Annotated in this window: 10 protein-coding genes and 1 tRNA gene; 6 read left to right on the top strand and 5 right to left on the bottom strand. The window is 51.8% G+C overall.

From position 1 onward, the window contains the following. Positions 1 to 583: 583 nt before the first annotated feature. Positions 584 to 1,312, top strand: a complete 729-nt coding sequence (locus ABEB25_RS00055) for an HTH domain-containing protein (RefSeq protein ID WP_345734326.1) — start codon at positions 584 to 586, stop codon at positions 1,310 to 1,312. Between the two features lie 214 nt (positions 1,313 to 1,526). On the opposite strand, the gene ABEB25_RS00050 is transcribed toward ABEB25_RS00055, so the two are convergent. After that, complete coding sequence (locus tag ABEB25_RS00050) at positions 1,527 to 1,766, bottom strand: hypothetical protein (RefSeq protein ID WP_345734325.1); 240 nt, start codon at positions 1,764 to 1,766, stop codon at positions 1,527 to 1,529. A 60-nt stretch (positions 1,767 to 1,826) separates the two neighbouring features. On the opposite strand from ABEB25_RS00050, the gene ABEB25_RS00045 reads away from it, so the two are divergent. Continuing rightward, positions 1,827 to 2,399: a hypothetical protein gene (locus ABEB25_RS00045; protein WP_345734324.1), complete on the top strand. Its 573-nt coding sequence runs from the start codon at positions 1,827 to 1,829 to the stop codon at positions 2,397 to 2,399. A gap of 178 nt (positions 2,400 to 2,577) precedes the next feature. Here ABEB25_RS00045 and ABEB25_RS00040 read toward each other — a convergent pair. Continuing rightward, positions 2,578 to 2,650 (bottom strand) — tRNA-Arg (locus ABEB25_RS00040). Between the two features lie 83 nt (positions 2,651 to 2,733). Between ABEB25_RS00040 and ABEB25_RS00035 the strand changes: the two genes are divergently transcribed. The 3 genes from ABEB25_RS00035 to ABEB25_RS00025 all read left to right on the top strand — a co-directional run bounded on the left by ABEB25_RS00035 (position 2,734) and on the right by ABEB25_RS00025 (position 8,421). Continuing rightward, positions 2,734 to 3,201: a hypothetical protein gene (locus ABEB25_RS00035; protein ID WP_345734323.1), complete on the top strand. Its 468-nt coding sequence runs from the start codon at positions 2,734 to 2,736 to the stop codon at positions 3,199 to 3,201. 170 nt (positions 3,202 to 3,371) lie between these two features. Further along, positions 3,372 to 7,283: an FtsK/SpoIIIE domain-containing protein gene (locus ABEB25_RS00030; RefSeq protein WP_345734322.1), complete on the top strand. Its 3,912-nt coding sequence runs from the start codon at positions 3,372 to 3,374 to the stop codon at positions 7,281 to 7,283. A gap of 1 nt (position 7,284) precedes the next feature. Continuing rightward, entirely contained in the window at positions 7,285 to 8,421 is a 1,137-nt protein-coding gene (locus tag ABEB25_RS00025) for a cysteine desulfurase family protein (RefSeq protein WP_345734321.1), read from the top strand. Between the two features lies 1 nt (position 8,422). Here the strand turns inward: ABEB25_RS00025 and ABEB25_RS00020 are convergent, their stop codons facing one another. The 3 genes from ABEB25_RS00020 to ABEB25_RS00010 all read right to left on the bottom strand — a co-directional run bounded on the left by ABEB25_RS00020 (position 8,423) and on the right by ABEB25_RS00010 (position 11,425). Then, positions 8,423 to 9,826: a DNA phosphorothioation-associated putative methyltransferase gene (locus tag ABEB25_RS00020; RefSeq protein WP_345734320.1), complete on the bottom strand. Its 1,404-nt coding sequence runs from the start codon at positions 9,824 to 9,826 to the stop codon at positions 8,423 to 8,425. Next, the gene (locus ABEB25_RS00015; RefSeq protein WP_345734319.1) at positions 9,820 to 10,122 is read right to left on the bottom strand and encodes a hypothetical protein; all 303 of its coding nucleotides are present in this window, start codon (positions 10,120 to 10,122) and stop codon (positions 9,820 to 9,822) included. The genes ABEB25_RS00020 and ABEB25_RS00015 overlap by 7 nt, the downstream gene beginning before the upstream one ends. 709 nt (positions 10,123 to 10,831) lie before the next feature. Further along, positions 10,832 to 11,425 carry a DUF4116 domain-containing protein gene (locus tag ABEB25_RS00010; RefSeq protein ID WP_345734318.1) on the bottom strand — a complete coding sequence of 198 codons (594 nt, stop codon included), beginning with the start codon at positions 11,423 to 11,425 and terminating at the stop codon, positions 10,832 to 10,834. A gap of 195 nt (positions 11,426 to 11,620) precedes the next feature. Between ABEB25_RS00010 and ABEB25_RS00005 the strand changes: the two genes are divergently transcribed. Further along, positions 11,621 to 12,131, top strand: a 511-nt coding sequence (locus ABEB25_RS00005; protein ID WP_486360834.1) for an SOS response-associated peptidase family protein, incomplete at its 3' end; no start/stop codon positions are given.

Raw genomic sequence — 12,131 nt, 5'->3', positions numbered from 1 at the left:
AATTCACAGCAAAAAAGATTCTGTGACTGGTGGCTGAAACGTCATTCCCTGCCCGATAACAAAGGCCGCGCATTTCAGCACGACGCAAAAGGGGGAGGGAAAGAACTGCAACAGTATCTTTCCAAAGACATCAGCAGCCGAGACAGAAAAAGACGATACGTTAAATTCCCTGCCCCTTGGCTACCAGAGAGAACAGATTTCCGCCTTTGGTTTGTCATAGGGTGCAAACGCAAACGGGCCGATTCAGGAGCCAAGCAACGCGCCCAAAGAGGTCTAAGGAGAAGCCGCTTTGACAGTGAGCACGGGAGAACTCAGTCCCCCTCTTTGACAGAGAGCACGGGCACGCCTGACAGTGAGCACGGACTCACATACATAACCACAGAGGCAAAAGCAGACGCCCCCTTGGCTACGCCGCTCAGTGCCCCCGCCGAATCATCCGCCCAACCTCGCCAGGAATGCCCCGTTTGCTGGACTCGCTGGGGCCGCTCTCTTTGGGCAGGCTCCTGCAAATGCAATCCCACCTTCCCAAATTGTTAGAGCCGGATACTTGAGGGGTTGACGCCACCTGTATGATCTCGGCTTTATGACTCCCGTCGAAATTGCCCGCGCCATCCTCGAACAAGAACCTAAAGGCTTACATGTGTCTGATATCGCGCAAAAAGCCCTTCAGACAAACCTCGTAGAGCAATCGGATTTCGATGCGTTTTCAAAAAAACTGCAATCGGCTTTAGCACAGAACGTCAAAACGAGGGAGCCGATCTTCAGAAAGACGAAGATCGGTGGCAGAAAAAAGGGGTGCTATGGATTGGCATCAAAGCTCGCAAAGCCTCAAAGGATTCGTCTTGAACCAGACGAGATTGTTTTAGAGAGCACCAATTATTTTGGAAAGGCGGGGGAATACGCCATTCACAGTGAACTACTTTTTCGTGGCTTCAATGCCTCCATTATGACCGTGGACGAAGGTGTTGATATTATCGCATCCAAGAATAACCGCTTTTTTTACCTTCAGGTTAAGACATCAAAAGACACTAATGGAACCTTTGTCTTTAGCATCAGGAAAGCCGCATTTACAGCCAACTTGAACGGAGGGACTTTTTACATTTTGGTTGCACGCCGCATCATTCAACGGCGACACCTTTGTGATTACGTCATCCTTCCATCCTCTTACCTCCAACACCTTATTTCAATCGGAGCCATCACAGGTTTGAACGGCTACACGCTCAAGCTTGTTATTACCGATGCCGGACAGTTTTTGTTAAACAAGGGTGAGGATGTAACCACTTTCGTGAACCGATTTAGCTTGATCGTTTAATAGCCCTTTGATTTCCCGAAATGATTACTCTCAAGCAGCTTGTAACGGCAAAAACCGTTACAACACGGCAGGCGAGAGTGTGCCGCTAGAACGCTTCAAAAGCTGCAAGCAGCCGGAATCATTGCCATTCATCTGAAAGGCCAGCAAAGGGCAAAGAATGTGACGGCAAAGGCGACCCTTTAGCGGTGATTGCACTTGGCTGAATGAAATGTGATTAAGCGCCTTCCAACTCCTTAATCTTAGCCCGTTGCTCCAGCTTCTTTCTTTGAATCCACAAGGAAAACAAACTATTCTCGGATGGTCCCGCCATGAGTGCCCACACACTCACCAATGGACAAAGAATCATCAAAGCGGCAAAAGCCAACTCCCATCCATCAGGCATGCCTTGTTTGGCGAAGATGACAAAAAAAACGATGATCTGAATGGAGCAAAGAATAATGGCCGCAGCTTTCATGACGGGCGCACGTTACAGCAAGTGTCAACACCACTTCATTCTCCATTCTAAGCCATCGCTATGCGTCCCCCGATCCTTAGCCGCGAACGTCTAGCCCGCATTCTCCTCGTTCTGGATAAAAACGCCGGAACTCTTCCTATTCGTGAAATCACCCGCACATTTAGCGTTCGGAAATGGGAGATTGAAGCCGCCGCCGCTTTAGGCTGGGTGGAGATCATCACGCGAAAGCCACCCATAGGCCGCCCTTCCCGTCTGGTTTTGAAAGTTAACAATTCTCAGACCGCGAAACTCCCGCCATATCGCAGCGAGATTGAAAAGCCGATCAGCATTAGACACGAACGCTTTGCCCTCTTTTCCACTCATGCAGTGCCCTATGGCAGCCGATTTCTCGCCCGCCACGGTTTAGGCTTGCCGTGCATCACGGATGCTTACCAGCGAGCCTTTCCAAGCGCCACGAACCGCAGAGCCGCCGCCGCCAGTGCTAGCCGTCTCAAACGCCGCTACGACGTGAGAATAGCCCGCGCCTGGTTTTACGCCCGCTTTGACGGTGACATTTCCAGAGACGAACCCATGCCAACCACCCCTAGAGCCATCTGGCAGCGCCTCAAGCAGGCCCGGAGTTGGAGAGTCTGAGGAGATCACTGGCTAAATTCTAAGGGGAGGGACAAAAGTTGTCGCCACTTTGTCGCCACTAAAAGTTGCATTTCGGCGCATTTCCACGCTTTTGAACAGTGTTCAATCCTAACATGACCCTAATTATGGTATTTGCATTAAAGCGTTCATAATCAGCGATTTAACCCACTTTCAGGAGTGCGCCCGGCTGGATTCGAACCAGCGACCATCGGATTAGAAATCCGGTGCTCTATCCACTGAGCTACGGGCGCTTTTGCTTTGATTTACAAGGGTTTACGTTTGTTCCACATGCTTTGACACTTGCTTTTTCACGGTCATTTTCTACGGTCTGGCTATGAAGGACGCCAATCCGACCGTGAAAACGTGGGAAAAAACTCGGGTGCAAAACCTGAAGAGACATAAATCCGGTGGCTACTATGCGCGGTTGTTCCTCAATGGCAAAGAAGTTTGGAAGTCACTCAAAACAAAACATTTCTCAGTAGCCGAGGCCCGCATGGCCGACGCGCAAAAAGAACACCGCCACCGCAAGAGCAAACAGGACAGTTCCTCAAGTGCCAAGATGACCTTCCAGCAGGCGGCGGATGCCCATCTTCAAAAGCTGGATGAGAAGGTCAGCATCAAAAAGCGCACCCGTGAATACTGGCGTGAAATCCTGGCCGCACTTTTGAAAAGCTGGCCCGAACTTTCGGAAACTGAAGTACGCAAAATCACAGAATCAGGATGCCGTGAATGGGCTGCGAGATTTGCCAAAAAAAGCAGTCCTAACCGCGTTTTCGATTCAGCGACAAGACCCTTGTTGTAACTTTCCAAATGAACCTCTCAATTAACTTACTATAGTATTGATAAAATACATTATCAATACCTAGTTTGATATTATACTATAAATAAGCTATTTGCTAGAAATGTCGAAAAGTGGACTCTTGCGTAACAGAGCTTCGGCACGATGAGATTAGCCGAAGTGCTTGGCTGATCATGCCCCATCCTTCTGTATTAGGAAGCTTTGTCGACGACGTAGAGTGGCTCAAGAAGCTGAACGACCATTCAAAGACTACGCCACTGGTGCGCCTCGTGGCGGCTCGGGACCGGGCTGGACGAGTTTCTCACACCGAACAGCTCAATCTTCAAGATTGCTCTGACTTGCGCGGGAGGCAGGGAAGCGGACTCTTCGTGCCTTCAAGCACCAGAGCCGAGAAGCTCGATTTAGAATTCTTAAAAGCAGTCGAATCCGCGCAATCCAAAAACCGCGTCTCGCAGCAGCTTGCGAACGAACTCCGGACACAATTCTCCGAATTTGTGTCGATCTACGGCACTGCAATTGAAGCGCTCAATAATTCCGACATCCAGAACCCGGCACTCGACCAGCAGGCCAGCGCTTACGGCGCGTTGCTCGAAGCAGTTTCGCTGCAAGTCACAGCCGATGATTCGCGAAACGGCATGCTTCGACCGCTTCTTGAGATCGGCATAGCCAATATCACGGACAACGGATCGACCAAGCCGCTCGGAATTGTTTGCCCGTGGCATCCGCTTCGCCTGCAAGCCTTACACGCTCGAGAAATCCAGCTATCACGCACGTTCCAGAGCCTGCTTGGCGGCTCCAGTCCGGATTTTACGGACCAATCGGGGCGGCTGTATTTTCGCGACCTTGAAACTCAGCTCCAAAATACCGGAAGCCCAGAGGTGGCAATATTGTGGAAAAAAAACACTCCAAAGGTTGTCGCGGACGTGGCGAGTTTCGGCGATTATACCATTGTTGAACCCCCGATCAGGGATGTCAAAGAGCACTGCCTGACCAACGAAAATCCTGAGCCTACGGCCAGAAAAATTGCCGAGATCATCAAGTCCTACTTGGAGTTACAGCCTCATGAACGAGATAATTTCTCGATCGTCCTCTATAACTGCGACTCTGCGGGCCTGCCCACAGCGGTCGTAAATGCTATCCGCGCCCCCGATGACGATTCGGATCAAGACACCACCTGCCAGGTTATTCTGACACACCGCGATCATGGAAAACTGGCGCAAATTTACGAGAACATCGCGGCGCAGGAGAGCGATGATGACGCATTCCACGTAAGTGAAAGTTCCAAGGATTTTATGGCGCGAGTCCGCATCAATATCATGGTGAATGAGATCGCTCTCGGGAATTTGAAGTCTGAACAGCCGACCGACATCGCGTTTTGCCAGGATGTCATATCTCGTGAGGCGGCTTTGGATTTTCCAGATGTTCCGCGAGGGGGCGGCCACACAATACCTGCTGCCGACCTAAAACCCACTCTTTGGTCCCGTAGGCGTGAAATGCGTCCCGGAGATAGTGAATCTGTCGTTTACTTGGCTTCTCCGGTGCAAACTGAAGCAGGTTGGAAGTTTCTTCTGGCACTCGCGGTCGCTAAAAATCGGAATTTCGCCCGCGGCACTTGGGAGAGCGGCAACTGTTTGATGCCAGCTCGCAAACTCATGTTCGAGAAGGACGAAACTGCTGAAATTTTCCAGCAGACTCATGCCTTGGCAAACTGGGTCGTCAATTTCGACGACCTTCTTGACCGACGGCTCCTTCGCCACAAAGAGGTAAAGATTATCCGCTACAAGCAGTCCACTTCGGAAGGCCGCAACCTCATAATCTCGTCCACTGCGGAGGATCATCTTCTGCGCGTGACTATGAAGCAGAAGCTTCGCCCCTTGCTTCCGCCTGATGCGTCTAATGACACACTCAATCTCTTGTGCACTCGGCTGATTAACGATGCCAATGACATCTCGGGAAATTTGGTCCTGCGGGCCGCCAAACGCGGCACCAACGCCAATGAGCTGATCGGACTCGTTCTCAGCAGGCACCTTGTCGAGCAGGAGCTGGGCCTGAGAACAGTTTGTCTCCTCTTGGATGATTATGCGGAATGGCTTGGTCAGAAAGAGTCGAAAGTTGCCGATCTTCTTTTGATGGCGCCATCGCGAAGCGATTCAGGGGAACTGCGCGTCGATATCGTCGTGACTGAGGCAAAATTCATAAGCATTGTCGCAAGTTCGAGTTCAGATCACGTGCGCGACTCCGGCAGGCAACTGCGTGATTCCCTTCGTCTCTTAGAAAGGGCGCTGACCGCTCCCCATGCACCTTCAGACCAAGAGCTATGGCTTTCGAGAATCTCCGACCTTCTTTTCGAGGGGCTCCAGAATGCCGAAGAGACGTTCTGCGCCGCCGAGCTGCGAACGGCATTGCGTGAGCGGAAGTGTAAGATTTGCCTGCGAGGCTATTCCCACGTGTTTATCTATGCCGCCGAGGGCGACAGCGACGGAACGGCCTATACTCGAATCCAGGACACCAGTTTTGGACATCAGGAAGTATTCGCTCGTTCCGCGGTTAAAACGTTCATCAGAAACCTCGTCTCGCCGGAAGCGGCGACGGCACCAACGCCGTTGCGTGTTCTGAGCAGCGGGCACGATTTTGTGAATCGACTTTATACTGATATTTCGCACCCTGTAGCTTTGCCTCTAGCAGGTTTGAAACCGGCTTCACCAGCCGAAGCGCCGCCCTCCAATGCACCGGTGGTGCTGCCTGCGCTCGAAGCCAGTGACGGGAGCGCCTCGACCGTGGTCGTCACGGAGCCTCCTTCGGCGGAAGACGAACACAATGACGACGAAGCCGAAGACAGCGGTGGCGAGCCTATTGCAGGTGATAGCCCTGTTGCCCGCACGCCGGTTCCTCCTTCCACCGGCCTCAATGCTGCGCTCGGTGGCATGCTCTCGCAGCACGCTGGCGATGGCGATACCACCATCACCGATGCGGCGGATGAGGAGTGGCTGAATCAAATAGCACAGAAAGTCCGTGATGCTTTTCTGAAGCGCAACATGACTGCAAAGATTGTTGAGAAGCGGACAACGCCAAACGCGGCTCTCCTACGATTTGAAGGCTCGGCAAAGCTTACAGTGGCAGCCATCGAAGCAAGAAGGGTCGATTTCAAGACCACTGACGGCATCGACATTTTGGGAGTCAGACCGGAAATCGGAGTGATCGCCATAATTGTCGCCCGCCCTAAACGGAAAGTTCTTTCTCTCTTCGAACTTTGGCGTGACTGGAATCCCGATATCGCGAACGGGAACACGAGCCTGCTTGTCGCACAGCAAGAAAGTGATGGTTCTCCGCTCTTTCTGTCGCCAAAGGTCAACCCGCACACGTTGGTGGCCGGACAAACCGGAAGCGGAAAATCGGTGCTCATGCAGAACATCATCCTGGGCATCGCGGCCACTAATACACCTGCGCAGGCGCAGCTCGTCATTATCGATCCGAAAGGTTCTCTCGATTACCAGTTTCTTGCTCCCCTCCCACATTTTAGAGAGCCCATCATTCTGCAGATGGGACTTGCGGTATCAGCCCTTGGAAAGTTGGTCGCGGAAATGGAACGCCGCCAGCCGTTGTTCCTCTCCGCACAGGTGCGCAACATCGACGAATACCTCAAGAAAACCGGTCTGCCGTTGCCTCGAATCTGGGCCATCCACGACGAGTTCGGCGACTGGATGCAGGTGAAAGAATATAAAGAGGAGATTTCTGGCTTTGTGAACCGCCTCGCTCAAAAAGCTAGAGCGGCAGGTATCTATCTCATCTTTGCATCTCAGCGGCCTGAAGCCTCGATTTTCCCGATGGTATTACGCAGCAATCTCGGTAATCGCCTCATCCTCAAGGTCGATTCATCTGGAACGTCTGATTTGTCGCTAGGTGTTAAGGGGCTGGGAGCGGAAAAGCTTTTGCCCCACGGCCACATGTTGGCCATCACCGGCGAGACCAACGGCCCTGTTTACTGCCAAGTTCCCTACATATCGGAAGAAGATGTCATTTCGATGGTTTCGGTAATTCGTCAACGGTGCGAGACTTTGCTGAACAATCTATCTTCGGGAAACTGATATGACTTACCTCGACAACAACGCAACGACTCAGCCGACTGCGCGCGTTGTCGAGGCCATGCTCCCATACCTGACCGAGTGTTATTTCAACGCCTCAGCTTCGACAGCCACCTTTACCGGAGCCGACAAACCCCGGCGTGAAGCAGCGGCTGCGATGTCCAAGCTGTTGAACGCTGAGGAACCAGATTGCTTCATTTTTACGTCTGGAGCTACGGAGTCGAACAACTGGGTTTTCTCGTCGTTTGCCAGAGGACGCAAGGCTGGGCGCGTTCTCGTTAGTACTATCGAGCACGCTTCAGTTTCGGAGCCGGCTGCTGAACTTGCCCGCGCCGGCTTTGAGGTCGTTGAAGTTCCCGTAGACGCTCAGGGCGTCGTCCGAATAGATGCACTGCGCGATGCTCTGAGAGAGGATACCGCTCTGGTTTCCATCATGGCCGCCAATAATGAAACGGGTGTATTAGAACCCATCGCAGAAATTGGGCGATTGATTCGCGAGCTTTGTCCAGCGGCTCTCTTCCACACCGACGCCACCCAGGCAGTTGGCAAGATCCTCGTCGATCTTCAAGGCGACTGGCAGGATGTAGACTTGCTTTCATTTTCTGCCCACAAGTTTCACGGCCCTAAGGGAATCGGCGGACTATACATTCGACCGGGATTTGAGGTAGAGCCGATGATTTTGGGTGGTGGACAGGAGCAAGGCCTTCGCTCTGGGACGACCAACACGCCAGCTCTTGCGGGTCTCGCCTCGGCTGCATCTGAAGCTCGCAACTTAAACTCCCCGGCGATGTGCTCTCTGAGAGACACCTTTGAGGCTCGGCTGCAGGACGAATTTCCCGAGGCGGTAATTCACTCCAGAGGCGTTCCAAGACTGCCTAGCACGAGCTGCTTTTCACTGCCGGGAATGCTTGGTGAAGAGATGGTTGGAGCATTGGCCGCCGCAGGAATCATCGTGGGGACGGGTGCCGCGTGCTCTGCTGGTGCAATTCAGTCTTCCAAGACTCTGCGCGCTATGGAAGTCGCTCACGAGATCGCCGTTGCAGGATTACGCGTGAGTCTTTCCCGCTATTCCACGATGCAGGAACTCACCGAAATAATCGTTCAACTCAAAGCGATTCGGCAAGAGCTTCCACCTGAGTAGGTTAAGCCTTTGAATTGATCCGTCCCGCCAGTTCCTTCATTTGAACTGGGGTCATGCCGTGCGGCCAGTCTTCAGGTTCAAGACCAAGTATTTGCAGCTTTCGTGAAAATCTTTTGGCTTCCTTATATGCAGGGTGGGTATTGGCCAGGTACCGGTCTTTGAAAATTAGAAACTGGCGATTGTCGTGTGTTCCATAAGAGAACACCTGAACACGTCGCGTCCGCAGAGAAATCTTGACCCTGCTGCGTAATTCCGGGACCTGCTTTTCCAGGAATCCTTCAAAGAACAGAAGCGATACTTTACCACTCTTCTTGTGGATCTTGATCAAGTCGGACTGATGCGGGTCGCCATACAACAACGAGGCGCATTGAACGTAAATTCGTAGCACTGGTGGAAGATCATCCAGAAGGCTCTCGTGCAGAGTGAAGTGGTCCGGTTCGTTGCAACCGAACTCACGTTCTTCTGCTAGTTGCTGAATGTTTTCAGCTTTTCCGGCGGCAAACAGAAGTTCGCGTGCCTGCTGATTGGCGGCTGCAAAGGATCCGAAGAGGACCCGAACATCCTCCTTCAGGGCTGCTTCGAGCTCCTTTAACTTTGGCTTGCCGCGAAAATGAGTCATGGCCAGGTAAACGAGCACATCTTCTATTCGGCGATTTCGGGCTAAGCTTAGTGCCTCAGTGTCGAAAAATGCAGCGCAAAGGCGGTCCAAGGTCCGTTTGGATCCGACCGCCTTAAGCAGAGTTTCCAAGGGCGCAAATTCTTCGGATGAGGGATAGCGCCCGAGCTCCAATGTGCGCTGCCAGAGCAGGTCTAATTGTTCTCGATTGCGCTCCGCAAGCAGCTCCAACCGCGTGTGTCTTTCGCTTGGCGCATCAGCGAGCCTCAAGCGAGGGATGGTCGCGAAGTTCAGCACTCGACGTCGGCGGACACGCCGCAGTAGAAACGTCTGGCGATCGGCTGGGTCTCGAAAGACGACGAAGATTCCAACATTGATGGCATCTGCCTCGTATCCTAGACACTCCTCAATGAGGAACTGAAGTTCAGATTGCTCAAAATGCTTTTGAAACGTGTTCCTCTTGGTGAGAATCCCATCTCCAAACTCACGCGTTGTGGTGGTGTAAGATTCCTGTCCAGCAACCATGGTCGATACAATCAATATGCGATTTGCATGATGCCAGGCGTCGATCAAGGTCTCAGTCCTCTCTGCTGGATCTTCGATTACATTCAGGACGTACCCAAGATTGACCACATCTGCCTTTTTCTTTGACTCTATCTGTGCATGAACAGGATCCCAACCGTCGGCGCTGATACCCATTTCTCTGACAAGTTGCACATCGGCGCCGTGGCCGCATCCGTAGTCGAAAAAAGTCAATTCACGATCAAGGAGACCAAGCTCCATCAGCATCCGCACCGGTCGCGAAAGCTCATAGCGGACCAATGCCGTGCGGTGACGATGAACCGTGACAGGCTTTCCTCGAAGAACCGAGGGTAATGAAGCAGCGAGATCTTGAAGGACTGTGTGTGAAACTTGATCAGGTTGTGGGGACCATCTGGGGCAAATTTCTGACGAATGGCAGAAACGAGCGTGGCCAGAGGCTCCGGTAGATGCGTGTCGGAATCCGCGAAGACATATCGAGCCGTCGGAAGTTGCTTTCCATACAGCAGCTCCTCAACGGCCTGTTTGTAATCTGTGAACGTCATTGATCTGTGCGTAATGATGCTTCAAATCTCAGGAAATCAAACCATGTCCCACCTCATCCTCTATCAGTTCAGCCTGGATCGTGTGGAAGCCGGAGATGCCAAGGATTTTCTGTCCAGGTTTGGCAAGAGCAGCTGCCGACAGGCAAGAAGCTGACCGCCAGCCTCATAGCTCCCGCAGGCAGGATAATAACGCATGGCAGGGCGTAAGAACAATCAGGCAGATAGCCAAACCATATCGGCCCGCCCACCCGCCCTTTGGGCTCCGCGCCAGCCAGCCCCAAGCTTCCCACCACATACCAGCTTGGATCAATCCCAGCACTGCCAAGTGGCCAGAAGCTTCCCCGCCGCCCTCCTTGAACAGAACCACGGCGCTTACTAGGCGGCAACCAACTGCCCACCTTCGCCCACCATTTCTGTTGCCTCTCTTGCCGCTTCTTTGGTTCCGTTCCCTTCAAAACCAGGCTCCTATGGAGCAGCACTCACTGAGGAGTTTTTCAGTTTTTTAGTCCTAATCTATCTCGTCCTTGCCCTTCATTCGGGGCCGGGCACCTTTTGAAGCATATGCGGACGCCTAAACCAGTTTGCCAGAATCCCGAGTTTCCGAGTTGCTGGGCTGGCGCTTGAGATAAAGTGACATCTGGCAAGGGCTCGTAGCACACGCATGTCGCTATGTCGCTATGTCGTTATCGAAGGATTCCAAGCCAGAGACTCAGAAACATCCAAACGCTGGCAACCTTCTCCCCTTGTCTTTTGATGAGGCTGTTGCCAGCGCTTGCGTAGATTGAATGACAGATTTCTCACCTGGAACCTTGTCATTCGGCTTAGTTCTTTTAGCCGTTTGCTTTGCTCTACCCACGAACTGCTGTATCTCTTCACACGGTTTTTCGATATGCCGAATTGCGTGAACATTTTGTTCCACTGCGGCGATCTGCAACTCTTTACTCGGTTCTTTGATATACTGAATTGCGCGACCATCTTTTTGCACTGCGGCAAATTGAATGTTTTCACTCGGTTTTTTAATATACTGAATTGCATGACCATTTTGTTCCACTGCAGCGAGTTGAACTTTTTCACTTGGTCTTTTGATATACTGAATTGCATGACCACTTCTTCGCACTGCAGCGAGCTGTACTTCTTCGCTCGGTTCTTCGATATGCTGAATTGCGTATGCCCATTTTCCCACAGCAGCAAGTTGAACCTTTTCACTAGGAGCCTTTATATACTGAATTGCGTGACCATTTTGTTCCACTGAGGCGATTTGCAGTTCTATATTTGGAATTATATTACCATCTGATACCAACATCTTAATCCTGCCTTTACATATATTATATATTTTATATATATTTTAAATTATTAAATAATAATTTGCAATAGACATTATTTGTATGTCTATTATTAATTAACCATTTTTGACAAAAGTCTTCACGACTTTGATACAGTCGTGTGGCAAAATCTGGATGAGCTGCTTGACCTTCATCCTGTGCCGGGCACCTTCTGAATCACGTGCGGACGCCTTAATCAGTATGCCAGGGTCCTGAGTTTCCGGGTTGCTAGGCTGGCGCTTGAGATCAAGCGCCATTTGGCAAAGGCGCGTGAAGACAAACGTTCACGGATTTACATCCTCAACAACATCTGCCCGACTGATTACGCCGATGTGGTCATTCAGGATGAAGATGGACTCGCAGTTGAGCGGATGCGCTTCGGGCTTATTCCCAACTGGGCACGAGGCTCCAAAGCTGAAGTGTCCAAGAAATTCACCCGCACCTTTAACGCACGCTCTGACAGCATTTTTGAGCTGGGCTCATATCGTCAAGCCATCCGCAAGCGGAGGTGCATCATTCCGGCAAAGGGCTGGCATGAATGGCCAGACCGCACGACTCCCGTATCCGTCAAACGAGGACCCGTCCCTTGGAGGTTGACAGTGTTTGTCTGCTACAGTGAGGCCACGCAGTTCTTTGCCTGCGCTTGGTGTAGAGATCTTTGTTCGGCTGCCCAGGCTTTGGGCGTGA

Origin of the sequence: Prosthecobacter algae (assembly GCF_039542385.1) — a bacterium.
In the GTDB taxonomy this organism is placed as follows: Bacteria; Verrucomicrobiota; Verrucomicrobiia; order Verrucomicrobiales; family Verrucomicrobiaceae; genus Prosthecobacter; species Prosthecobacter algae.
The sequence above is the reverse complement of the archived record's forward strand: the minus strand, read 5'-3'. Positions and strand labels throughout refer to the sequence as shown.